At 63.6% G+C, this 22,028-nt stretch carries 20 protein-coding genes and 2 riboswitches; of the genes, 12 read left to right on the top strand and 8 right to left on the bottom strand.

Annotated elements, in window-relative coordinates; translation table 11 throughout:
* Positions 1 to 62: 62 nt before the first annotated feature.
* The 3 genes from mnmC to O987_RS18170 form a co-directional block, all read right to left on the bottom strand.
* Entirely contained in the window at positions 63 to 2,009 is a 1,947-nt protein-coding gene (gene mnmC / locus O987_RS18180) for an FAD-dependent 5-carboxymethylaminomethyl-2-thiouridine(34) oxidoreductase MnmC (protein WP_080731649.1), read from the bottom strand.
* Positions 2,010 to 2,185: 176 nt separating this feature from the next.
* Positions 2,186 to 2,851, bottom strand: a complete 666-nt coding sequence (locus O987_RS18175; RefSeq protein ID WP_003053501.1) for a trimeric intracellular cation channel family protein — start codon at positions 2,849 to 2,851, stop codon at positions 2,186 to 2,188.
* Between the two features lie 52 nt (positions 2,852 to 2,903).
* A riboswitch (glycine riboswitch) is annotated at positions 2,904 to 3,023 on the bottom strand.
* A 13-nt stretch (positions 3,024 to 3,036) separates the two neighbouring features.
* Positions 3,037 to 3,129, bottom strand: a riboswitch (glycine riboswitch).
* Positions 3,130 to 3,329: 200 nt separating this feature from the next.
* The gene (locus tag O987_RS18170; RefSeq protein ID WP_003053502.1) at positions 3,330 to 3,605 is read right to left on the bottom strand and encodes an oxidative damage protection protein; all 276 of its coding nucleotides are present in this window, start codon (positions 3,603 to 3,605) and stop codon (positions 3,330 to 3,332) included.
* 143 nt (positions 3,606 to 3,748) lie between these two features.
* Here O987_RS18170 and O987_RS18165 point away from each other — a divergent pair, with 143 nt between their 5' ends.
* The 9 genes from O987_RS18165 to O987_RS18125 all read left to right on the top strand — a co-directional run bounded on the left by O987_RS18165 (position 3,749) and on the right by O987_RS18125 (position 12,684).
* Positions 3,749 to 4,780: a sulfate ABC transporter substrate-binding protein gene (locus O987_RS18165; RefSeq protein WP_003053504.1), complete on the top strand. Its 1,032-nt coding sequence runs from the start codon at positions 3,749 to 3,751 to the stop codon at positions 4,778 to 4,780.
* Between the two features lie 69 nt (positions 4,781 to 4,849).
* Positions 4,850 to 5,446, top strand: coding sequence for an NADPH-dependent FMN reductase (gene ssuE / locus O987_RS18160; protein ID WP_003053505.1), 597 nt, complete (start codon positions 4,850 to 4,852; stop codon positions 5,444 to 5,446).
* A 219-nt stretch (positions 5,447 to 5,665) separates the two neighbouring features.
* On the top strand, positions 5,666 to 6,688 hold the full coding sequence (locus O987_RS18155; RefSeq protein WP_043373907.1) for a sulfonate ABC transporter substrate-binding protein: 1,023 nt from the start codon (positions 5,666 to 5,668) through the stop codon (positions 6,686 to 6,688).
* A 17-nt stretch (positions 6,689 to 6,705) separates the two neighbouring features.
* A complete protein-coding gene (locus O987_RS18150) occupies positions 6,706 to 7,788 on the top strand; it encodes an aliphatic sulfonate ABC transporter substrate-binding protein (RefSeq protein ID WP_003053509.1) in 1,083 nt (360 codons plus the stop codon).
* Between the two features lie 23 nt (positions 7,789 to 7,811).
* Entirely contained in the window at positions 7,812 to 9,035 is a 1,224-nt protein-coding gene (gene ssuD / locus O987_RS18145) for an FMNH2-dependent alkanesulfonate monooxygenase (RefSeq protein ID WP_043373906.1), read from the top strand.
* A 10-nt stretch (positions 9,036 to 9,045) separates the two neighbouring features.
* Entirely contained in the window at positions 9,046 to 9,891 is an 846-nt protein-coding gene (ssuC, locus tag O987_RS18140) for an aliphatic sulfonate ABC transporter permease SsuC (protein ID WP_019043991.1), read from the top strand.
* A gap of 124 nt (positions 9,892 to 10,015) precedes the next feature.
* The gene (locus O987_RS18135; protein ID WP_043373905.1) at positions 10,016 to 11,002 is read left to right on the top strand and encodes an ATP-binding cassette domain-containing protein; all 987 of its coding nucleotides are present in this window, start codon (positions 10,016 to 10,018) and stop codon (positions 11,000 to 11,002) included.
* 69 nt (positions 11,003 to 11,071) lie between these two features.
* Positions 11,072 to 12,004, top strand: a complete 933-nt coding sequence (locus tag O987_RS18130; RefSeq protein ID WP_043373903.1) for a CysB family HTH-type transcriptional regulator — start codon at positions 11,072 to 11,074, stop codon at positions 12,002 to 12,004.
* A 464-nt stretch (positions 12,005 to 12,468) separates the two neighbouring features.
* Positions 12,469 to 12,684, top strand: a complete 216-nt coding sequence (locus O987_RS18125) for a TOBE domain-containing protein (RefSeq protein ID WP_003053517.1) — start codon at positions 12,469 to 12,471, stop codon at positions 12,682 to 12,684.
* A 93-nt stretch (positions 12,685 to 12,777) separates the two neighbouring features.
* Here O987_RS18125 and putA read toward each other — a convergent pair whose 3' ends face one another.
* Positions 12,778 to 16,602, bottom strand: a complete 3,825-nt coding sequence (gene putA / locus O987_RS18120) for a trifunctional transcriptional regulator/proline dehydrogenase/L-glutamate gamma-semialdehyde dehydrogenase (protein ID WP_043373902.1) — start codon at positions 16,600 to 16,602, stop codon at positions 12,778 to 12,780.
* 115 nt (positions 16,603 to 16,717) lie between these two features.
* On the opposite strand from putA, the gene O987_RS18115 reads away from it, so the two are divergent.
* Both O987_RS18115 and O987_RS18110 read left to right on the top strand, forming a co-directional pair.
* Positions 16,718 to 17,194, top strand: a complete 477-nt coding sequence (locus O987_RS18115) for an Lrp/AsnC ligand binding domain-containing protein (protein ID WP_003053519.1) — start codon at positions 16,718 to 16,720, stop codon at positions 17,192 to 17,194.
* A gap of 197 nt (positions 17,195 to 17,391) precedes the next feature.
* A complete protein-coding gene (locus O987_RS18110) occupies positions 17,392 to 18,936 on the top strand; it encodes a PAS domain-containing methyl-accepting chemotaxis protein (protein ID WP_043373901.1) in 1,545 nt (514 codons plus the stop codon).
* Between the two features lie 90 nt (positions 18,937 to 19,026).
* On the opposite strand, the gene O987_RS18105 is transcribed toward O987_RS18110, so the two are convergent.
* The 4 genes from O987_RS18105 to O987_RS18090 are packed head-to-tail and all read right to left on the bottom strand — an operon-like array spanning position 19,027 to position 21,407.
* Positions 19,027 to 19,503, bottom strand: coding sequence for a DUF2269 family protein (locus O987_RS18105; RefSeq protein ID WP_043373897.1), 477 nt, complete (start codon positions 19,501 to 19,503; stop codon positions 19,027 to 19,029).
* A complete protein-coding gene (locus O987_RS18100) occupies positions 19,500 to 19,931 on the bottom strand; it encodes a DoxX-like family protein (protein WP_043373896.1) in 432 nt (143 codons plus the stop codon). Before O987_RS18100 ends, O987_RS18105 begins: the two co-directional genes overlap by 4 nt.
* Positions 19,924 to 20,808 carry an NAD-dependent epimerase/dehydratase family protein gene (locus O987_RS18095; protein WP_043373894.1) on the bottom strand — a complete coding sequence of 295 codons (885 nt, stop codon included), beginning with the start codon at positions 20,806 to 20,808 and terminating at the stop codon, positions 19,924 to 19,926. The genes O987_RS18100 and O987_RS18095 overlap by 8 nt, the downstream gene beginning before the upstream one ends.
* 47 nt (positions 20,809 to 20,855) lie before the next feature.
* A complete protein-coding gene (locus O987_RS18090; protein ID WP_003053524.1) occupies positions 20,856 to 21,407 on the bottom strand; it encodes a GbsR/MarR family transcriptional regulator in 552 nt (183 codons plus the stop codon).
* A gap of 233 nt (positions 21,408 to 21,640) precedes the next feature.
* Here O987_RS18090 and O987_RS18085 point away from each other — a divergent pair, with 233 nt between their 5' ends.
* Complete coding sequence (locus O987_RS18085) at positions 21,641 to 21,952, top strand: hypothetical protein (RefSeq protein WP_003053526.1); 312 nt, start codon at positions 21,641 to 21,643, stop codon at positions 21,950 to 21,952.
* Positions 21,953 to 22,028 lie beyond the last annotated feature (76 nt).

Below are 22,028 nucleotides of genomic sequence, written 5' to 3'. Positions count from 1 at the left end.
CAGGGCCGAAACGGCACGCAGCACTTCTCCGTAAGCGCTGCGTGCTTTTTTTTGTGAGTGGCTTACCTGGGCTGCTGCAGGGAGCGGCTCCACAGGCGCTGCGTACCCAGGGCCTGCGCCAGTCTGGCATCCAGCGGCAGCGGCTCGCCATGCAGGCGCGCCGCCAGCAGCTCGCCGCAAAGCATGGACAGCGTCAGCCCGCGTGAGCCCAGCCCCGTCAGCACCCATAGGCCCGGTAGATCGGCTGCCGACTGCCCGGCAGGGCCTGCCAGCGGCAGACGGTCATAGGCCGCGCAACGCAGGCGCGCCCAGGTGGCGGGTCGCTGCTCAGCATCGAAGAAGGAGCGCAGCGCCTGCCTGCAGCCGGGCAGCAAAGCGGCCAGCTTTTCGCCATTGCTGGCATGGGCGGCCTGCTGGTCGTCGGCGGTGGGCGGCAGCTCGGTCACATCGCGCTCGAAGGTCGATCCCATGATCCACTGGTGCGCGCCGGCCCGGTCGGCCGAGGGAAAGTCCGGCACCAGATTGCCGTGACCGTTGACGGGGAAGGGCGGCATGGCTGCCAGCGTCCCGGCATCATGCTCGGCCACGCTGACCTGGCCGCGTATGGCTTGCAGCTCCCATTCGCCTGCCGCCAGCCCGCTAGCCTGCAGCAAGGGCCTGGTATCCGGGCCCAGGGCCAGCACCAGCATCGGGGCTTCGGCCAGGGTCTGGCCCTGGGCATCCTGCACTTGCCAGAGCTGGCGCAGCGGATCGCGCAGCAGCCTTGAGGCCGAAGCATGACCTTGCCAATGAATTCCGGGGGATTGCAGCAGCGCCTGCACCAGTTGTGCAGGGCGCACCCAGCCCGCCTGCTCATGCCAGACAGCCTGACTGTCTGCGGGCAGATGGGCCGCAGCCAGCTGGTCCGGCTGCACGGGCGCGCTCCAGTGCAGACCCCAGGGGTAGGTATCGCTTCCGGGCTGCAGCCATGACCTGGGCAGATGGGAAGGCTCGTTCAGGTCGTGTTCGAGCACCCCGCCATGAGCCCAGTCTCGGGCAGGCTGCAGTTTGTTTGCCTGGCTCAGTTGCTGCAGATTCTGTAGCGTTGTGCGCACGCCGCTTCTGGACAGGCGTGACAGGACGCTGTCGTCGGGCGAAATATGCGGGCAGAACAGGCCGGCAGGCAGGCCCGAGGCCCCTGCAGCAGGCGCGGCCGCCGCATCCAGTACGGTCACTTCCCAGCCACGCCTGGCCAGGCTGGCGGCGGCGGCGGCACCGGCCAGACCCGCACCCAGCACCAGACAGCGACCGGCCTGGCTCACCGGCGCAGGCAGGCCGTCGCTGCGATGGCGCGGTTCCCAGGCCGGGTTGTAGGCCGCATGCAGGTTATGGCGCTTGGGTGGCACGCCGGCGCGCTTCTTGACTTCAAAACCCTGAGCCTTGAGCGCCTGGCGCACATGTCCGGCTACGCACCAGGTGGCCAGCCGGGTGCCCCGGCGGCAATGGCGGGCAATGTTCTTCATGGCGTCTTCGTCCCACATCTCGGGGTTGAGCTGGGGAGAAAAGCCATCCAGGTACACGCTGTCTGCCGTCAGCTGCTGCTTGCGCAACATGGTCTTGGCGTCGCCTATATAGAGCGTCAGCAGCACCTGGCCGTCGTCGAACGAAAGGCGGTGCACGCCGGGCAGCAGCCCCCACCATTGCGCGGCCAGCTGCTCGCCAAGCGGACGCAGTGTCTCGCCGGCGGGCAAGGACTTGAGCAGATCCTCGCGCGAGACCGGGTGGGCTTCCACCGAGACAAAATGCAGCATGCGCGGGCGTTTCGGGTCGGCTTTCCATGCCGCCCAGGTGACGAGAAAGTTCAGGCCCAAGCCGAAGCCGGTTTCCAGAATGCGCCACTGAGCCGCATCGGCCCAGGCCGCAGGCAGACCGCAGCCGCCGAGAAAGACCTGTCGGGCCTGGTCAAGGCCGCCCAGCTCGCTGTGATAGCGGTCGCCAAATCGGGTGTTGTAGGGGGTGCCATCCGGCATCCATGTGATGGGTTCAGACATGGAAAGTGAAACTACATGGGTAATGCATGGCGCAGTCTAGGTCAGAGCAGCCAAGCAAGGGCCTAGCGGCCCCGCCGCCCCGCAGCGATGGCTGCGTCCCCCTTCTGCGCAGCAAGAGAGGGGGAAGGCGCACAGCGCCACAGGGGGAGTCTCGATCACTCCCAGCGCTGCTGGTAAGAGAAAACTGGCAGGCGCCACTTGAAACGAATCGCGGCCAGACGGAAGGCCAGACCGCCTGCAAAACAGACAAGGGTGCTGATATTGGAGCTTACCTCCAGATAGCGCAGGCCCAGGAACATCAGGCATACGGACAGCGACACGCTGGCATACAGCTCGCGGCGGAACACCACGGGGACCTGGTTGCAGAGCACGTCACGCAAAATGCCGCCGCTGATGCCGGTAATCATGCCGGCCATGATGATGACGATGGTCGGGTAGCCCAGTTCCAGCGCGGTATTGCAGCCGATCAGCGAAAAGGCGATCAGGCCCATGGCGTCCAGCAGCAGAAACACCTGCTTGAGGCGGTGCATATGGCGGGCGATCACCGTGGTCAGCAGGCCGAAGCTGATGACCAGATACACATATTCGGGGTGCTGAGTCCAGCCTATGGGGTAATGGCCCAGCACCATGTCGCGGATGGTGCCACCCCCCAGCGCGGTGACGAAGGCGATGACCACGACGCCAAAGATATCCATATTGCGCCGGCCTGCAGCAAGGGCGCCGGACATGGCTTCGGCGGTAATGGCCACCAGATAGATGACCAGCATGACGGTGAAGTTGGAGGCCTGGAACGAGTCCAGCAAAGAGATGGAGGGAAGCATGAAGGCACTTGAAAATAGGCCAGCCACTCGCATCAGCGGGAGTGTCCGGCTTGCCTCTCCCGCTGTCCTTTTACCTGAGAGTTGCACATGGGCGCCTTCGCGGTGCGCATGCTTGCCCCTTCGGTGAGCCCTGCAGACTTGTGGTCGCGGGCTGCTCTCCAGTTGGCGATATCCGGGTCCTGTCAGACCCACCTGCGGTACTTATTGCCTGAGCGATTATGGGAGTTTGCGCCTTCGGCGGGAACCGTTGACAGGTTCCGCTCTCCCGCGGGATGGGCGCGATTCTAGCCAGTTCCAACGACTTTATTCGGGTTAATACCTGTATCAATTGGGTTTGAGCGGTCTTGCGGCTGTCAGCCTCGGGTGCCCCTGGGCTGCCTGGGCGCGCCCTTGCTCTCACCGGTTGGCTGTTCGGCAGCCCGCAAGAAAAAAGCCCCGAGGCCTGGGCCAGGGGGCTTGGTGTCCAGGTCGACCGAACTTACTCGGCGCTGGGAGGCACATAGCCTGCTGCGGCATCTGCGCCGCCGCCAAAGAAATGGTTTTCCATCTGGCGGGCCAGGTATTGGCGGGCACGGGCATCGGCCAGGTTCAGGCGGTTTTCATTGATCAGCATGGTCTGGTGCTTGAGCCAGTCGGCCCAGGCCTGCTTGCTCACGCTTTCATAGATGCGCTTGCCCAGTTCGCCGGGGGCAGGAGGGAAATCCAGGCCTTCAGCGTCTTGACCAAGCTTGATGCAGTGAACGGTACGTGCCATGTGTAGGGTCCTCTTGGTTGATCTCAGATGTTTGGGTAATAACAAACTGAAATCTTAGTAGTTTGAGTTTTAAGAATGCGGCTCAAGAATGCGTAGCAACGGGGCAGAAGCCCGTTATCCATTCACTCCAAGAACACAGTCCAATGAAAAATCGTCGCAACTTTATCAAGTTTCCTCTGGCTGCCGGTCTGATTGCTGGCTTGACCCTCTCGGCTCTGCCCACATTGCCCGCTTTTGCGCAGACTGGCGTGCAACTGCTCAACGTCTCCTACGACCCGACACGCGAGCTCTATGTGAACTACAACCAGGCGTTCGCCAAGCACTGGAAGGCCACGCAGAATCAGGATGTGACCATCAAGCAGTCGCATGGCGGCTCGGGCAAGCAGGCACGCTCCATCATCGACGGCATCGAGGCCGACGTGGCCACGCTGGCCCTGGCCGGCGATATCGACGCCCTGGTCAAGAACGGCAATGTCAAGGCCGACTGGCAAAAGCGCCTGCCGCACAACAGCGCGCCCTACAGCTCCACCATCGTGTTCCTGGTCAAAAAGGGCAATCCCAAGGGTATCAAGGACTGGGACGATCTGGTCAAGCCCGGCATCCAGGTGATCACGCCCAACCCCAAGACCTCGGGTGGTGCACGCTGGAACTATCTGGCGGCCTGGGAATTTGCCAAGCGCAAATACGGCGGCGATGCACAGGCCAAGGACTTCATCACCAAGCTCTACAAGAACGTGCCCGTGTTGGACACCGGCGCGCGCGGCTCCACGGTGACCTTTGTGCAGCGGGGTCTGGGCGATGTGCTGCTGGCCTGGGAGAACGAGGCCTATCTGGCGCTCAAGGAGTTCGGCCCAGAAAAGTTCCAGATCGTCGCACCTTCGCTGTCCATCCTGGCCGAGCCTTCGGTGGCCGTGGTCGACAAGGTGGTCGATAAAAAGGGCACGCGCACCGTGGCCGAGGCCTATCTGAAGTATCTGTACTCCGAAGAGGCCCAGCGCATCGCCGGCAAGAACTTCTACCGTCCGACCGATGCCAAGGTGGCCGCCGAGTTCGCGAGCCAGTTCCCCAAGCTGGAGCTGTTCACCATCGACAAGGCTTTTGGCGGCTGGGCAGCGGCAGACAAGGCCCACTTCGCCGATGGCGGCAGCTTTGATCAGATCTACACCAAGAAATAAGAGAAACGCAGGACGGGAGAGCGATGAGTGCTCCTGTCTTTGCAATGACAAAAAGATAGAGCCAAGCCCATGTCGATTTTGCTGATTGCCGGTAGTCCCTCGCAGCCCTCGCGCTCCAGTGCCCTGCTCAATGCCGTGGCCGTGCGTCTCCAGGCCCAGGGTCTGAACACCGAGTCCGTGCTGCAGCTCAACCAGCTGGACCCCGCAGCCCTGCTGCATGCCCGCTTCGATCATGCCGAGATTCGTGCCGTGACCGAGCGCGTGGCCCGGGCCGATGCGGTGGTGGTGGCCACCCCCGTCTACAAGGCAGCCTATAGCGGTCTGCTCAAGGTCTTTCTCGATGTGCTGCCGCAGACCGCGCTCAAGGGCAAGCTGGTCCTGCCCCTGGCCACGGGCGGCAGCCCCCACCATATGCTGGCGCTGGACTACGCACTGCGCCCGGTGCTGCAGTCGCTGGGAGCGCGGCATATCCTGCCGGGTATCTATGCCACCGACCAGGGCGTGCCGCTGCTGCCCGAGGGCGGTTACGGCCTGGCTCCCGAGATTGCCGAGCGCGTCGAGGATGCCGCCCAGCTGCTGGCCACCGACCTGCGCCGCAGTGCCCAGTGGGCAGCCGCCAATGACTTTGAGAGCATCGCCTTCGCCGATGTGCGATGTAGCGTTTGAATTAACGCCCCCCTGAGCTGCCACGCGGCTTCCCCCGAGGGGGACGACAGCCTCGCTGCGGGGGCCCTTGCTTGCTGTCCTTTGATGGGGCGGTGCCCATTTCCCCATGTCTCTTTTTTTGATAGCAGTCCCCGCACTGAGAAGGCCGAGCTGCGCCTGAAATCAGGCCCAAGAGATGCCTGAAGTGTGTGGACTGGGAACTCCAAGGATTGATTTCTCATGACCGATCGCAACAACACTTCATCGGCTATTTCGTCGCAACTGCCAAGTGCCTCGCGCCGCCAGTGGCTGGCGGGGACGGCTGTTTCTGCCCTGGCCCTGGCTTCGGGGCGTCTGCATGCGCAGCAGGGCAATGGCACGGCAGGCGCCCCGCGCGTGCTGCGCGTGGGCCATCAAAAAGGCTGGTTGTCGATTCTCAAGAATCGCGGCACGCTGGAAAAGCGCTTGAGTCCGCTGGGCGTGGCCGTGCGCTGGGTCGAGTTCAACGCTGGCCCCGTACAGCTGGAGGCGCTCAATGTGGGCTCCATCGACTTCGGCGATGTGGGCGAGGCTCCGCCGATCTTTGCCCAGGCCGCCGGTGCACCCCTGGTCTATGCCGGTGCCACCGTGGCGCGGCCCGGTCTGGAAGCCGTGATCGTGCCCAAGGGCTCGCCGATCCGCAGCGTGGCCGACCTCAAGGGCAAGCGCATTGCCTACAACAAGGGCTCCAACGTCCATTACTTCCTGGTCAAGCTGGTGGAAAAGCATGGTCTCAAGTACGGCGATGTGCAGTCGGTCTTTCTGGCGCCGCCCGATGCGCGGGCCGCCTTCGAGAAGGGCTCGGTCGATGCCTGGGTGATCTGGGATCCGTTCCTGGCCTCGGCCCAGAAGACCCTGGATGCGCGCTTGCTGGCCGATGCCAGGGGCGTGGTCAACAACCGTGCCTACTACTTCACCTCGCGCGACTATGCAAGCCGCAATGCCGATGTGCTGCGCATCGCGATCGAGGAAATCGCCGCCATCGATGCCTGGGCCAGCAAGAACAAGAGCGCAGCAGCGGCAGAGCTGTCGCAGATCCTGGGCCTGGACACCGCCGTGACCGAGCTGTATCTGAACCGTACCGAATTCGGCACCAAGGCCGTGAATGCCGAAATCCTGGGCGAGCAGCAAAAGATTGCCGATACCTTCTTCGATCTCAAGCTGATCCCCAAGAAGCTCAATCTGCTGCATGCAGCTCCCGTGGATCTGCTGGCCAGCCGCTGAGACAGGCCGCCACCGCCATGAGTTCTGCATCCACTCCACCCCGTTTCCGGCGCGGTCGCCGTCAGGCGCTGCAGCTGCTGGGCACCACGGCCTTCAGCTGGACCCTGGCTGCCTATTACGCCGACGATGCGCTGGCCCAGCCTACGCCGGCCGTGGCGGCACCGGCCCAGCTGCGCATCGGCTATCAGAAGTCGGCCGTCAATCTGGTCGTGCTCAAGCAGCATGGCGTGCTGGAAAAGCGCTTTCCGGCCACCAGGATCAGCTGGCTGGAGTTTCCGGCGGGGCCGCAGCTGCTGGAGGCGCTGTCGGCCGGCAGCCTGGACTTCGGCCTGACCGGCGATTCGCCGCCCGTGTTTGCCCAGGCTGCCGGCAAGGACCTGCGCTATGTCGGGGCTGAGCCTCCCAAGCCCGAAAGCTCGGCCATTCTGGTGCTGGCCGACTCGCCGCTGAAGTCACTGTCCGACCTCAAGGGCCGGCGTGTGGCACTGCAAAAAGGCTCGAGCGCCCACTACCTGCTGGTGCGCGCGCTGGACAAGGCCGGTATTGCCTGGGCCGACATCCAGCCCGTTTACCTGGCTCCGGCCGACGCGCGCGCGGCGTTCGAGCGCGGCAGTGTCGATGCCTGGGCCATTTGGGACCCGTTTTACGCGGCCACCGAGCAGAGCATCCGAGCACGCGTGCTCAGCAGCGGAGAGGGGCTGACGGGCAACAACTCGTTCTATCTGGCCTCGCGTGGCCTGGTCGAGCACCATCCCCAGCTCATCAAGGCCTTGTTCGACGAGCTTACGCGTGCCGACCAGCTGGTGCAGGCCTCGCGCAAGGAGGCCGTGCAGCTGCTGGCCGCCTTCAGCGGTCTGGACGCGAATGTGGTCAGCCGCTTCATCGGCCGCAGGCCCAGCTCGCCGACCACGCTGCTCAATCCCGCCATGGTGGTCGAGCAGCAGCGCGTGGCCGACGCCTTTTTTCGCCTGGGCGTGATTCCGCGCCAGGTGAAGGTGGCTGACATCGTCTGGCAGCCCATGGCGGCGGAATACGCCATCCATGGCCAGACAAGCCCAGCCGCTTCATCCATCACGCCCGCCGTGGCATCCAGGCTCTAAATCAGGTTCAAGGAGATTTCGTCATGCAAGTGTTCTGGTTCATTCCCACCCATGGTGATGCCCGCTACCTGGGCAGCAGTGAAGGCGCACGCCAGCTGAGCCATGACTATGTCAAGCAGGTGGCCGTGGCGGCCGACAGCCTGGGTTACGAAGGCGTGCTGATTCCCACGGGCCGCTCCTGCGAAGACCCCTGGGTAGTGGCGTCCAGCCTGCTGCCCGTCACCAAGCGCCTCAAGTTCCTGGTGGCCGTGCGTCCCGGACTGCATCAGCCCAGCCTGGCTGCGCGCATGGCGGCCAGCTTTGACCGCCTCTCGGGTGGACGTCTGCTGATCAACCTGGTCACAGGCGGCGATCAGGCCGAGCTGGAGGGCGATGGCGTGTTTCTCGACCATGCGACGCGCTACGAGCAATCGGCCGAGTTCATCGAGATCTGGCGCGAAATTCTGGCGCGCAGCCATGAGGGTCAGTCGCTGGATTTCGAAGGCCGGCATCTGCAGGTCAAGGGCGCCAAGCTGCTGTTTCCGCCGCTGCAAAAGCCTTATCCACCTGTTTATTTCGGTGGCTCTTCGCCCGCTGCCCATGAGCTGGCGGCAGAGCAGGTCGATGCCTATCTGACCTGGGGCGAGCCGCCAGCCGAAGTCGCCAAAAAGATTGCCGATGTGCGCGAGAAGGCCGAGCGCCATGGCCGCCAGGTCAAGTTCGGCATTCGTCTGCATGTGATCGTGCGCGAGACCGATGAAGAGGCCTGGGCCGATGCCGAGCGACTGATCAGCCGTCTGCAGGACGAGACCGTGATCCAGGCCCAGGCCGCGTTTGCGCGCATGGACTCCGAAGGCCAGCGCCGCATGGCCCAGCTGCACGCGGGCGGTACCAAGCGCAGCCGCAAGGATCTGGAAATCAGCCCCAATCTCTGGGCCGGTGTGGGTCTGGTGCGTGGCGGTGCAGGGACGGCTCTGGTGGGCAGTGCCCAGACCGTGGCCGATCGCATCAAGGAATATGCCGATCTGGGCATAGACACTTTTGTGCTCTCGGGCTACCCGCATCTCGAGGAAGCCTATCGCTTCGCCGAGCTGGTCTTCCCGCTGCTGCCCGTCAACGTGCAGCAAAAGCTCGGCGGCGGCAACCCCGGCGGTCCGTTTGGCGAGACCGTGGCCAATCTGTACTCGCCGCGAGCCGCTGCTTCGGGAGCCGCTGCTTCGGGAGCCGCTGCTGCAGAGCGCGAGCAGATCCGGGTATCGCAAAGCTGAAGGAGAGAGCATGAGTGATGTTCAAACGCTGACGTTGCAGGCTGCGGTCCAGCCTGCACGCCCGCCGGTGCCGCGCCTGGAGCTGCTGGCACGCCAGTTCGCCTTGCGGCTGTTGCCCTGGCTGCTGCCGGTCGCGCTGATCGCGCTCTGGCAGGCTGCATCGGCCTGGGGCTGGCTGTCCACGCGGGTGCTGCCCGCACCGCTGGATGTGCTGCGCGCGGCCTGGACGCTGGCCGAGTCGGGCGAGCTCTGGACGCATGTCAAGGTCAGTGCCGGGCGCGCGCTGGCAGGGCTGGCCATAGGCGGCAGCCTGGGCCTGCTGCTGGGCCTGCTCACGGGTTCGCTGCGCTGGGCCGAGACGCTGCTTGATTCCACGATCCAGATGGTGCGCAACATCCCTGCGCTGGCGCTGATTCCGCTGGTCATTCTGTGGTTCGGCATCGACGAGTCGGCCAAGCTGTTCCTGATCAGCATTTCAGTGTTCTTCCCCATCTACCTCAACACCTTCCACGGCATCCGCAATGTGGACCCGGGTCTGATCGAGATGGGGCGCAGCTACGGCCTCACACGCTGGCAGCTGTACCGCGACATCGTGTTGCCGGGGGCTCTGTCCTCCATCCTCGTGGGCCTGCGCTTTTCGCTGGGACTGATGTGGGTGATTCTGATCGTGGCCGAGACGATTTCGGCGCAGGCCGGCATCGGCTACCTGACCATGAATGCACGCGAATTTCTGCAGACCGATGTGGTGCTGGTGGGCATTCTGCTCTACGCGATTCTGGGCAAGCTGGCCGATGTGTTTGCCCGTTCCCTGGAGCGCTGGTGGCTGCGCTGGCATCCGAGCTATGGAGCCCCCTGAGCTGCTTCGCGGCCTCCCCCGGAGGGGGACGACGCCTTCGCTGCGGGGCGGCGGGGCCGCCTAGGCCCTTGCTAGGCGTCTCTGGGTTGGTGCGTGTCGGTTTCAAGAATGAGAGGAGCTTGCGATGAGTAGTTTGTGGAGTCGTTTGGCCCAGTCGCTGGTGGGTGCAGGTGCGCTGAATGCGCGTCAGCCGCTGGTGGCCTGGGAGGCCTCCTGGGACGAGGCCGAGGCCTTGCAGGCGAGTGGGAAGCTGTGGCAGCGGACCAAGGATGAGGAAGCAGATCAGCAGGGCAGCAGCAAGCAGCCGGATGTGCCGCAGAAAATGGCCCAGGGTGTGCATTTGCAGACGCTGCAGCTGACCAAGCGCTATGGCGAGCGTGAAGTGCTCAAGCAGGTGCAGCTCGATGTCCGGCCCGGTGAGTTCATCGCCATTGTGGGGCGCAGCGGCTGCGGAAAATCCACCTTGCTGCGCCTTGTCGCGGGGCTGGAGAAGGCCAGCGCCGGGCAGTTGCTGATCGATGGGGGCGAGGGCCAGCAGAGCGGGGACACGCGCATCATGTTTCAGGATGCGCGTTTGTTGCCCTGGAAGCGGGTGCTGGACAACGTGATTCTGGGTCTGCCCGATTCAGCGCGCGAGCAGGGCCGCAAGGTGCTGGCGCAGGTGGGATTGGCCGACCGTGAAAACGAATGGCCGGCAAGGCTGTCGGGCGGCCAGCGCCAGCGTGTGGCCCTGGCGCGCGCCCTGGTGCACCAGCCACGGCTGCTGCTGCTCGATGAGCCGCTGGGTGCTCTCGATGCGCTCACGCGCATTGAGATGCACCGCCTCATCGAAGGTCTGTGGCGCAGCCATGGCTTCACGGCCTTGCTGGTCACTCACGATGTACAGGAGGCCGTGGCTCTTGCCGATCGCGTGGTGCTGATCGAGGACGGACGCATTGCGCTTGACGAGCGCATCGACTTGCCACGTCCGCGTGTACATGGAGATGCCCGCTTTGCCGCGCTGGAGACACGCATTCTGGACCGCGTGCTGCAAAAGCCCGAGCCAGAACAGGACGCCGGATTGCAGGATTGGCCTGGCGTGCCGGCTACGGGCCTGCGCTGGGCGATTTGAGCTTCCAACGAAAACAAAGAGAAACAGGCGGCGGGCGCAGCCGCAAGCTGTGCCGCCTGCCATCAAGATATGAATTTTCAGCAACTGCGTTCGGTCCGGGAAACGGCAAGGCGTGGCTTCAATCTGACCGAAGTGGCGGCCATGCTCCACACCTCGCAGCCTGGTGTGAGCCGGCAGATTCGTGAGCTCGAGGAGGAGTTGGGCATCGATATATTCGTGCGCGCAGGAAAGCGCCTGACGGGGCTGACGCCGCCCGGCACAGCCTTGCTGCCCATTGTCGAGCGCATGCTGCTTGAGGCCGACAATCTGCGCCGCGCGGGTGAGGACTTCCATGCCAGCGAGCGCGGAGGCCTGTCGATTGCCGCCACGCACTCTCAGGCACGCTATGCCTTGCCCCAGGTGGTGCGTGATTTCCGCAGGCTTTACCCCCAGGTTTCGCTGCATCTGCATCAGGGCTCGCCGCGGCAGGTGGCCGAGATGCTGCTCTCGGGCGAGGCCGATATCGGTGTGGCCACCGAGGCGCTGGGCAGTTACGAGAATCTGGTGACCCTGCCTTGCTATCGCTGGTCCCACAGTGTGGTCGTGCCGCCTGGCCATGCGCTGCTCGATGCCTGCGGACCGCTGACGCTGGAGGATCTGGCGCGCCACCCCATCATCACTTACGAACAGGGCTACACCGGGCGTGCCCATATCGACAAGGCGTTTGCTGCCGCTGCACTGGTGCCCGAAGTGGTGCTGACCGCCATGGATGCCGACGTGATCAAGACCTATGCGGAGTTGGGCATGGGCGTGGGCATCATCGCCTCCATCGCTTTCGATGCTGAGCGTGACCGCCATCTGCGTGCCATCGATGCGCGCCACCTGTTCGAAGTCAATCTCACACGGCTGGCCCTGCGCCGCGATGCCTGGTTGCGAGGCTATGCCTATGCTTTTATCGAGAGCTTTGTGCCCACGCTGAAGCCTGAGGTGGTACGCGCTGCACTGCAGTCTGCAGAAGGTTGAAGTCTGAGGCGAATTCCATCGGCAAAGGCCCGAGCGCTGGCTGTCACAGTGCTGCGGGCTGCTTGGCCTGGATCGCCGCCCCAAGCCTGCCGCTCCCAGCCTTGAGGGACTTGGCAAGGCCTGAACATGCTTGCACATCCTCGGGTCTGTTGCGGGTGCCTGGCGCGGCTCAGCCATGCGCGTGGTTCTGGACTGCGACGGGACTGGGCCATACCACTGGCCCCAGCAGGGCCTGATGCTGTTTTAGGCCCTGCCTCTTTGCTCCAGTCAAATCCTGGTGAAGGTCTTTTTGAACCGCTGCGATTGCGCAGACTCGCGAGCTGATGATCTGCATAAGATGTTTTTGGTATAAAAATTTTTGTTTTTATTCTTTTGAGTTTTGTGGAGAAGGTTTCAGAATTGTTTTCATGCAGTGCAGCAAACACTGTTGTCATAACCTTCACGAGTTCTCAGGAGAATTTTGCATGTCCATTCAAGCCATCAACGTGCGCAATCAGTTCAAGGGCAAGGTCAAGGAAATCATCCGCGGTGATGTGGTTTCGGAAGTGGATGTGGAGACGCCTTGGGGCATCGTCACTTCCGTGATCACCACGCGTTCGGTCAATGATCTGGGTCTGGCCGTGGGCTCCGAGGTCGTGGCCCTGGTCAAGTCCACCGAGGTGTCCATCGCCAAGCTGTAATCCTCAAACCTTTTCCACACAACCCCCGCGCAGCTGCCTGCGCCGGGGGTTTTCTTTTTGGCGGGCAATGCGCTGTCGCGCAGTGCCCAGGCCTTACTCCAGGGTCATCAAGGCGGCGTTGCCGCCGGCGGCCGCCGTGTTGTGCGACAGCGCACGCTCGTGCCAGAGCCGCTCCAGTCGCACGAGCTGGCCTGCTTGGCAGCGTATGGGCAGAACCAGCGGGCCGGGCCGTCCTGCCAATGCCTGCGACCATTGCAGAAAGCCTGCGTCGTCGCATTCCAGCAGTGCAGCGTCCATGGCCTCGGTCTGCGCAATTTCCTCGATGCTCAGCTTGTCAGGCAACAGCCGCACATGGTGGCGCAGTGCCTCAGGCAGCTTGTGGTGCACGGCGGTGCCGAGCGGGCTGGCTGGCCACAGGGCTTGTGAGCCGCAGGCCAGTGCGGCGGCCAGTTGCAGCAGCAGCATGGTCCTGTCCTGCGCCAGACACAGGGTGTGCGGCTTGCCAAGCAGTTGGTAGAGATTGCGCTCGCCGGTGGGGCCTGGCAGCAGGCGTGCGGCATGCAGATCGGGCAGGGCCGATTGCAGGCCCTCGCAATGACGGCTGACGATGGCCTCACCATGCTGCCTGGCCCAGTGACCCAGCTGCTGCAAGGCGACTGTGGCAGCAGAGGTGGCGGGGGCGGCAGTGAGCTGAGCCTCGCCGCACTGGTGCAGCAGCAGGTTCAGCAGCTGTAGCGGCGAGCCGGGTGCCTGCTGCAGGCGCGGCAGATACAGCGGCCCGCCGGCCTTGGGGCCGGTGCCCGACAGCCCTTCGCCGCCAAAGGGCTGAACACCGACCACGGCTCCCACCATATTGCGATTCACATACAGATTGCCTACATGTGCAGCCTGGGCGACCTGCTGCACGGTCTCGTCGATGCGCGTGTGCAAGCCCATGGTCAGGCCATAGCCCAGGGCGTTGATGTGCTCCAGCAGCTGCGGCAGCTCACGCCTTTGATACCGCAGCACATGGAGTACGGGGCCGAAGACTTCGCGCTCGAGCGGCTGCAGATCGGGCAGCTCGATCAGCGTGGGGGCCACAAAATGCCCTTGTACGGCAGTTTCCGGGCTCAGCGGCGATTGATGGATGCGCAGGCCCAGAGCTCCCAGCCTGGCGATGTGCCGCTCGATGGCTGCCTTGGCATCGGCATCGATCACGGGGCCCACATCGGTGGCCAGCTCGGCCGGGTCGCCGCAATGCAGCTCCTGCATGGCGCCGCGCAGCATGGCCAGCAGCCGGTCGGCGCAGTCGCTTTGCACGCACAGCAGGCGCAGAGCCGAGCAGCGCTGGCCGGCGCTGTCGAAGGCGGATGCAGCAATGTCCTGCACGGCTTGCTCGACCAGTGCGGATGAGTCCACCAGCATGGCGTTCTGGCCGCCGGTTTCGGCCACCAGCACCACGGGCTGGCCGTCGGGCCGCAGCCTGGCGGCGGTCTGCAGATTCAGCAGCCGCGCAACCTCGGTGGAGCCCGTGAACAGCACGCCTGCCACACGCGCATCGGCCACCAGCGCTGCCCCCACAGTTTCGCCCCGGCCGGGCAGCAGTTGCAGCACACCAGGCCCGATGCCGGCCTGATGCAGCAGGCGCACGGCTTCCTGGGCGATCAGCGGGGTCTGCTCGGCGGGCTTGGCAAGTACTGCGTTGCCGGCTGAAAGGGCGGCGGCGACCTGCCCGGTGAAGATGGCCAGCGGAAAATTCCAGGGGCTGATGCAGACTACCGGGCCAATGCCGGGGGCGAGCAGATCCGCAGCTGCCTGTCGCCGAATCTGGGCCGCGTAATAGCGCAGAAAATCGGTGGCCTCGCGCACCTCGGCTACGGCATTGGCGGCGGTCTTGCCAGCTTCGCGCATCAGCAGGGTCATCAGCGGCAGCATCTGGGTCTCGAAGCTGTCGGCGGCGCTCTCCAGCAGGCAGGCGCGTTGTTCGGCCGGGCTTGCCCCCCATGAGGGCTGGGCCTGCACGGCTGTCTGCAGTGCCTGTTGAATCTGCGCGGGCGTGGCATCGCTGATATGGCCCAGCAGCTCCTGATGATTGGCCGGGTTGGTGATGATGGTGCCGACGGCATCGGCGGCATGGCCGTCCTGGGGCCGGAGTGCCTGCCGGGTCTGCACAAGCGCCTGAGACAAGGCGCCCAGCACACCGTCATCGCTCAGATCCAGGCCTGTCGAGTTGATGCGCTGCGCACCCAGCAGGTCGCGCGGCAGTCCTATGCGAGGATGGGGCAGGCCTATGTCTTGCGCCGCATCCTGCGCAGCCTGAGCATCGAACTGGCTTTGGGCCAGCACCTGATCTGCGGGGGCTGCTATCAGGTCGGAGACCGGCCAGTCGGGGTTGGCAATGCGGTGCACGAACGAGCTGTTGGCGCCGTTCTCCAGCAAGCGGCGCACCAGATAGGCCAGCAGCGTCTCGTGCGTGCCCACAGGTGCATAGATGCGGCAGGGGCGGCGCGCGGCCTTGTCCTCGGCTTCGACCACATGGCGGTAGAGAGGCTCGCCCATGCCATGCAGACATTGAAATTCATAGCTGCCTACGCTGTAGGGAAGGGCGCTGGCGAGTGATTCGATGCTTGCTACCGTCTGAGCATTGTGGGTGGCGAATTGCGGGTAGATGGCATCGGGCGCGGCCAGCAGCTTGCGCGCGCAAGCGATGTAAGCCACATCGGTGTGGTGTTTGCGGGTATAGACGGGATAGTCGCGCAGGCCGTCTATCTGGGCACGCTTGATCTCGCTGTCCCAGTAAGCGCCCTTGACCAGACGTACCATCAGGCGCCGTCTGCTGCGCCGGGCCAGATCGATCAGATAGTCGATCACATAGGGACAGCGTTTCTGATAGGCCTGAATCACAAAGCCCAGGCCGTTCCAGCCCGCCAGGCTGGGGCCATGGGCCAGTTGCTCCAGCAGGTCCAGCGACAGCTCCAGCCGATCGGCTTCTTCGGCGTCGATATTGAGACCTATGCCGTAGCTGCGCGCCAGCTCGCACAACTGCAGCACGCGCGGCAGCAACTCGCTCATCACGCGCTGCCATTGGGTGCGGCTATAGCGTGGATGCAGGGCGCTGAGCTTGATGGAAATACCCGGTCCTTCATAGAGGCCCATGCCGCCAGCGGCCTTGCCAATGGCATGAATCGCATCCACATAGGATTGCAGATAGCGCTGCGCGTCCTGGGCTGTGAGAGCCGCCTCCCCCAGCATGTCGTAGGAATAGCGAAAGCCTCGGGCCTGCAACTCTCGCGCGCGCTCCAGGGCCTGGGCAATGGTCTCGCCCATCACAAACTGCTCGCCCATCAGGCGCATGGCCATATCCACGGCCTTGCGCACCAGCGGCTCGCCCCCTCTGGTCGTGACACGCTTGAGCGCCGCGAGCAGGCCCGGTTCGCTATGCGTATCGACCAGCTTGCCAGTGACCACCAGCCCCCAGGCGGCGGCATTGACAAAGAGCGAAGGGCTTTTGCCCAGATGCGCCTGCCAGTCGCCGCCGCGCAGCTTGTCGCGGATCAGTGCGTCGCGCGTGGCGGCATCGGGTATGCGCAGCAAGGCCTCGGCAAGACACATCAGCGCCACGCCTTCCTGCGAGGACAGAGAGAACTCCTGCAGCAAGCCTTGCACCAGTCCCTGGCGTCCCGCGCTGGCAGGCTGGGCACGCAACTGCTCGACCAGCCTTTGCGCATGAACGGCAACCTGGGCCGCCTGTGCTGGGGGCAGGGTGGCGGCGGGCAGCAGCCGGGCCACGGCATCGGTCTCGGCCATGCGGGTAGCGGCGGTAATGGCCTGGCGCAGTGCGTCGGCAGGGCGTTTGCTGTCAGGCAGCACAGTGAAGGTCGGCATGTCGGTGCAGGTGTCAAAGAGCCTGGACGCGAGCGGGTGCGCGGCCTTCACCATGTTCACAGCTGCATTGCAAGCGGCGCGGACGCGGCTGTCTACATAGGGAAAATCATTGCTGGTTTGCTGAAGAATGAATCACTATATTGAGTGAATTAGAAAGAGGAATTCACCAATGAATGACGCTTCAGAAGTGGATATCGACAGGATTGATCGAAAAATACTGGCAATTCTGCAAACCGACGGGCGTATCTCCAATCTGCGTCTGGCTGAACAGGTGGCGCTTTCACCCACGGCCGTACAGGCTCGCGTGGCCCGGCTCACGCGCGACGCCTACATCCTGGGCTACGAGGCGCGTCTGAATCCGCAGAAGCTGGGCGTGGGCATGACGGTGTTTGTCGAGGTGCTGCTGGATCGCACCACTCCCCATGTGTTTGATGAGTTCAAGGCCGCCGTGCTGGCCTATCCCGCCATCATGGAATGCCATATGGTGGCAGGCGGCTTTGACTATCTGCTCAAGACCCGCATGGCCGATATGGCCGCCTACCGCGACTTTGCGGGCCGGGTGCTATGGCAGCTTCCGGGTGTGCGCGAGACCAGAACCTATGCGGTGATGGAGGAGATCAAGGACGATGCGCGGCTGCCTTTGTAGGAGAGGAGCGCGTTTGAATGAAGGGATCAGGGCTCTGTGTCTGCGTTGATGCGGGCTAGCAACAACTGATTTTTCAGGAATGGATGGGGCGCAAAAAACATGTAAATAATTGATACACACAGAGGTGGCTGCTGCAGCGCAGACTGCGGCACAAGGCTGTGCAGTCTTTCTCGATCAATGACCAGAAAGCGGCATCTATGCGAGTCAATGCACCAGTGACACAGCGTGAGTACAGCTTTGATGAAAATGCCACTCTGATGTCCACCACGGACACGGAGAGCTACATCAAATATGCCAATCAGGCATTCATGGAGGTCAGCGGCTTCGAGCCGCAAGAGGTTCTTGGCCAGACGCACAATCTGGTGCGCCACCCGGACATGCCCCCGGCTGCCTTTGCCGACATGTGGGCCACGCTCAAAAGCGGCGAGCCCTGGAGCGCACTGGTCAAGAACCGGCGCAAGAACGGGGACCACTACTGGGTTCGCGCGAATGCCATTCCCATCATCCGCAATGACCGGGCCAAGGGCTATATGTCGGTGCGCACGCAGCCCGAGCGCAAAGAGGTGGAAGCGGCACAAAAGCTGTATGAAACCATGCATGACAAGGGCGCTGCCGCCCCCGAGCTGCACAAGGGCATCGTCTCCAGGAAGGGGCTGGGGAAGGTGCTTTCGATCTGGCGGCACATGGGGGTGCGCCGGCGTATCCGGCTGAACTCGCTGGCCTTGTGGGGCGCCCTGGTGCTCGGCGCCTGGCTGCTGGGCCAAAGCCAGATGCAGTTTCTGTCGATGGCGGCCTTCATGACGGTCGCCCTGATGGTCATGACGCTATTGCTCGAGAGCCAGTTCGCCACGCCGCTGGAGCTGCTCAAGCGTCAGTCGCTGAACGTGGCAACCGGCAACAACCGGCAGACGGAATATCTGCAGCGCACGGATGAAATCGGCACCACGCTGCGTACGGTCAACCAGATCGGTCTCATGTTTCGCTGGCTGGTGGACGATGTGAATCAGCAGGCCCTGAATGTCCAGCAGGCCTGTAACGAGATCGAGCAGGGCAACAGCTATCTGCACGGGCAGACGGAGCAACTGGCGGTGAATGTGGCCCAGACCTCGGCGTCCATGGAGCAGATCACGGCCCGGGTTCAGTCCAGCGCTGATACGGCGCAAAAAGCCGGTGTGCTGGCCAGCGAAGCCAGCGCGGCGGCCTTGCGCGGGGGGCAGTCCATGGATCAGATCGTCGCCACCATGGAGTCCATTACGGCCAACTCCCGCCGCATTGCCGACATCGTCGGCGTGATTGACAGCATTGCGTTTCAAACCAATTTGCTGGCCCTGAATGCAGCCGTGGAGGCAGCTCGTGCGGGCGAGCACGGCAGGGGCTTTGCGGTGGTTGCCGGCGAGGTACGGGCACTGGCTCAGCGCAGCGCAGATGCAGCCAAGGAGATCAAGACACTCATTCAGGCCAGCACCGCCAATATCGAAGCCGGCTCTCTCGTCGTGAACGATGCGGGGCGCAACATCGGCGATATCGTTTCCCAGGCCCGCAGCGTTGCGGACTTCATTGCCGAGATCAGCAAGGCCACGCGCGAGCAGAGCGAGGAGATCACCCAGGTCGGCAAGTCGGTGGCGGACATGGACTATCTGACGCAGCAGAACGCGCAACTGGTGACTCAGGGCGCGCAGGCCTCCAGCAGCATGCAATGGCAGGTGAAGAATCTCGTGGAAGCGATTGGCGTGTTCCGGTAGCTGGCGAATTCAGGGCAGTCCGATGGCTGCGATGGGCTGCGGGCTGCCCTGCTTGGGCAGGATGTGGGCGATCAGCCCGTGACAAGTACCTCAGCCCCAGAGCGCTGGCTTGTTCACCATCAAATAATAGGTGCCGGCCATGGCTACAAAGGCGGGGTAGCCCAGGGCCTCCCAGCGCAACTGATACTGCCGGAAAAGCGGCGGCAGGGCTTGGCTCTGGCTATGGGCCTGAGTCGCCATCGCCGCCATGCGGATCTGCAGCCAGACCACGGGAAGCCAGCAAATGCCGGCCAGCGCATACAAGCCCAGCGAAAGCGCGAGCCAGGGCGTGGTCAGCGGCCAGCCTGCGAGATAGGCCATGGCAATGCCCGTGATGGGCTGGATAAAGACGCAGGGAGTGGTGAACCACCAGTCGGCCCGAACCACCAGGCGGCTGACCACGGCCTGGGCCGCGACCGAACCACTGCGGTTGGCAAAGAACATATAGAAGGCCGACCCCAGGCCGGTGCCGACCAGCAGCACACTGGAGAGGATGTGCAGCGTCTTGAGCAGCAGATAGGTATTCATGATTCAAGCCTGTGGGAAGAGTTGTGTGCCTGCAGCAAAAACCACAACATGGCGGCGATGGGCAGGTTCTTGAGCAGCGGCCCGAGCGGATGCAGCCACAGCGCGGGTTGAAGCGCCGTGCCGATCACGGTCATGGCCGTCATCAGCAACAGGGCTGTCAGATAGCTGGCCCGCCCCGGGCGCAGCAGCAAGGCCAGGCCCAGCGCCAAATCGGCCAGCAGCCCGGACCAGATCAGCAGTGCCTGCCAGCGCGCATCGACGATGCCGCCTTCGGCCAGCAGGCTTGCACCTTCGTGCCTGAGTCCCGAGAGTCCGAAATAGTCCAGTGCGCTGACGAGGGCCGTGCCCAGCCAGACGACGACCAGGCTGGCGTGCATGTATCTGGCTGCCTGTTCGCTGGCGTGGCTTCTGTTCTGCAGATCAGGCATGGCGGCGGCCTTCCCTGGGCACGGTACCCAGCATGGCACCCGGAGCCACGGGCGCACGCCCCAGCAACGTGGCCAGGGTCCGGGGATCGGTGACGTTGTCGTTTTCCAGCAAGGCCATGGTTTCGCTGCACCAGGGCAGGGTGGGAATCTGGTCGCCGACTCTGGCACTGCCCTTGCTCATCCAGTCGGGCAGCGCGTATACCGATGCCGGGCCATAACCCATCTGGCTGCGCAGGCTGGCGATGAAGGCCTCTGTCGAAAGCGGCTCGGGGCCACCGATTTCGACCATGCCTTCGGGGGCATCCGATGTCGCCATATGCGCGAGCACATCGGCCAGATCACGCACGGCCACGGGCTGTATCTGGCTGCTGCGCATGAGCTCGGGCAGCAGCAACAGGGGCAGCCTGGCCAGATTCATGAACAGCTGGCTGCTGGCGCCCCCCGCACCGAAGATGATGCTGGGGCGCACGACGACGGGATTGAGCAGGCCCTGCCTGCCCAGCGCCAGCAGGTGTTCGTCGGCAGCGCGCTTGGTCGTGGCGTACTGGGTGCCGCTCAGTCCCGCGCCCAGTGCCGAGACCTGAACCACGCGGCGCACGCCGGCCTGCGCACAGGCATCGAACAGCGCCATGGGTGCCAGGGCGTGCAGGGTCTGCAGATCCTGGCCGGGCTTGTCGCGCAGAGCGCCTACTGCATTGATGACGGCGTCGATGCCATGCAGATGCTCAAGCCACGCCTCGGCTGTCGTGCAGACGCTGAAATCCAGAGGCGGCTGGCTGTGGCGGCTGCGCACCACGGGGTCGTGGCCCAGCAGGGCCAGGGCATTCACGATATGTCGGCCCAGAAAACCGGTGCCGCCGCAGATCAGAACTCGCATACGCTACTCCTTTTCAGTTTTCTGCCTTGACAGAATTCAGCTCGGTTTCAGTCGTTGTCCTTGCCCTGGCCGCCGTCCCTGCCGCGGACAAAGCGCTGGACGCTGGCACCCAGGCGCAGGATCTTGTCCAGCGTGGCAGGGGACAGGCGCAGCATCTCGTCGGTCCAGATGCCCAGCGAATCCATGAGGCGCAGGGTCTCGTGCACGCGGTCCTGGGTATCGGCTGTCTCCTGCTCGAATTCGGGCCTGGCGATCAGCTCGCGCAGCAGCGCGCTGGTGGGATCGAACTCGCGCTGCTTGCGCTCTCGCACAATGGTGCGCAGCAACTCCCAGACATCGGCCGAGGTCTCGAAATATTCACGCCGATCGCCGCTCCTGCGGCTGGTGCGAATCAGGTTCCAGTTCAGCAGCTCCTTGAGGCTGTTGCTGACGTTGGAGCGGGCCGCGCCCAGGGTTTCGCAGATCTCATCGGCATTGAGGGGGCGGCCATGAAAGAACAGGAGTGCATGAATTTGCGCCACCGTGCGATTCACGCCCCAGGCGTTCCCCATGTCTCCCCAGTGGTGCACAAAGCGTTCAGCGATAGGACTCAGTTGCATGAGATGCAGTGTGGTCTTGCTCGAAATTTCTGTCAATACAGAAATTTGAATTTTTGAGCAGCCGCTTTTCTGCTTAGGGCAATGCTCATGTGATCAGCGCACTCCGGCGGGGAGGATTGGAAGCGGATTTTCTTGGGCTGAAGAAAATTCGAGCAGATTCGCTCACGGTGTCCGTACTCGTAAAATAGCCGCATTACAGGGGGCATGGAGCCCCGTCAGGGAAGGGAGAGTTCATGACCGCTGCATCCGCCTTGCGTGCCGCCTTGATTTTGTCGGCCTGCGCCTTGGCACAGGCCGCGTCGGCCGCCTGCTATTTTGTCTATGCGCCCAATAACGAGCTGATCTATCGCTCCAATGTGGCGCCAGTCGATCTCTCCTTGCCCCTGCACCAGACGGTGTCGCAACTCTCCCCCGGAGCGCGCATGTTTTTCTCGCTCGACGAGTACAACTGCGCTACCGAGGTCAATCTGATTGCCGAGCGTGCCCAGATTGCCGCGGCGCGCAACAACCGCGAGCGTCGCCTGCGCGAAGAGCAGCGCTTCTGATTACATAGCTTCCAGCGCTTTTTCAATAAGCGTTTGAGGCACTTTTTATGCTTGCTATCTGATTCACGGCAGATGC

This window comes from Comamonas testosteroni TK102, assembly GCF_000739375.1.
Taxonomy (GTDB): Bacteria; Pseudomonadota; Gammaproteobacteria; order Burkholderiales; family Burkholderiaceae_C; genus Comamonas; species Comamonas brasiliensis.
The sequence above is the reverse complement of the archived record's forward strand: the minus strand, read 5'-3'. Positions and strand labels throughout refer to the sequence as shown.

What these genes read in the sequence shown, in the direction of transcription:
- ssuE (WP_003053505.1), top strand. Translation starts at nt 4,850, where the DNA reads ATGTCGATTTTGCTGATTGCCGGTAGTCCCTCGCAGCCCTCGCGCTCC.
- O987_RS18095 (WP_043373894.1), bottom strand. Translation starts at nt 20,808, where the DNA reads ATGCGAGTTCTGATCTGCGGCGGCACCGGTTTTCTGGGCCGACATATC.
- O987_RS18135 (WP_043373905.1), top strand. Translation starts at nt 10,016, where the DNA reads ATGAGTAGTTTGTGGAGTCGTTTGGCCCAGTCGCTGGTGGGTGCAGGT.
- O987_RS18125 (WP_003053517.1), top strand. Translation starts at nt 12,469, where the DNA reads ATGTCCATTCAAGCCATCAACGTGCGCAATCAGTTCAAGGGCAAGGTC.
- putA (WP_043373902.1), bottom strand. Translation starts at nt 16,602, where the DNA reads ATGGTGAAGGCCGCGCACCCGCTCGCGTCCAGGCTCTTTGACACCTGC.
- O987_RS18155 (WP_043373907.1), top strand. Translation starts at nt 5,666, where the DNA reads ATGACCGATCGCAACAACACTTCATCGGCTATTTCGTCGCAACTGCCA.
- O987_RS18085 (WP_003053526.1), top strand. Translation starts at nt 21,641, where the DNA reads ATGACCGCTGCATCCGCCTTGCGTGCCGCCTTGATTTTGTCGGCCTGC.
- O987_RS18105 (WP_043373897.1), bottom strand. Translation starts at nt 19,503, where the DNA reads ATGAATACCTATCTGCTGCTCAAGACGCTGCACATCCTCTCCAGTGTG.
- O987_RS18090 (WP_003053524.1), bottom strand. Translation starts at nt 21,407, where the DNA reads ATGCAACTGAGTCCTATCGCTGAACGCTTTGTGCACCACTGGGGAGAC.
- O987_RS18175 (WP_003053501.1), bottom strand. Translation starts at nt 2,851, where the DNA reads ATGCTTCCCTCCATCTCTTTGCTGGACTCGTTCCAGGCCTCCAACTTC.
- ssuD (WP_043373906.1), top strand. Translation starts at nt 7,812, where the DNA reads ATGCAAGTGTTCTGGTTCATTCCCACCCATGGTGATGCCCGCTACCTG.
- ssuC (WP_019043991.1), top strand. Translation starts at nt 9,046, where the DNA reads ATGAGTGATGTTCAAACGCTGACGTTGCAGGCTGCGGTCCAGCCTGCA.
- O987_RS18150 (WP_003053509.1), top strand. Translation starts at nt 6,706, where the DNA reads ATGAGTTCTGCATCCACTCCACCCCGTTTCCGGCGCGGTCGCCGTCAG.
- O987_RS18100 (WP_043373896.1), bottom strand. Translation starts at nt 19,931, where the DNA reads ATGCCTGATCTGCAGAACAGAAGCCACGCCAGCGAACAGGCAGCCAGA.
- mnmC (WP_080731649.1), bottom strand. Translation starts at nt 2,009, where the DNA reads ATGCCGGATGGCACCCCCTACAACACCCGATTTGGCGACCGCTATCAC.
- O987_RS18110 (WP_043373901.1), top strand. Translation starts at nt 17,392, where the DNA reads ATGCGAGTCAATGCACCAGTGACACAGCGTGAGTACAGCTTTGATGAA.
- O987_RS18170 (WP_003053502.1), bottom strand. Translation starts at nt 3,605, where the DNA reads ATGGCACGTACCGTTCACTGCATCAAGCTTGGTCAAGACGCTGAAGGC.
- O987_RS18130 (WP_043373903.1), top strand. Translation starts at nt 11,072, where the DNA reads ATGAATTTTCAGCAACTGCGTTCGGTCCGGGAAACGGCAAGGCGTGGC.
- O987_RS18165 (WP_003053504.1), top strand. Translation starts at nt 3,749, where the DNA reads ATGAAAAATCGTCGCAACTTTATCAAGTTTCCTCTGGCTGCCGGTCTG.
- O987_RS18115 (WP_003053519.1), top strand. Translation starts at nt 16,718, where the DNA reads ATGAATGACGCTTCAGAAGTGGATATCGACAGGATTGATCGAAAAATA.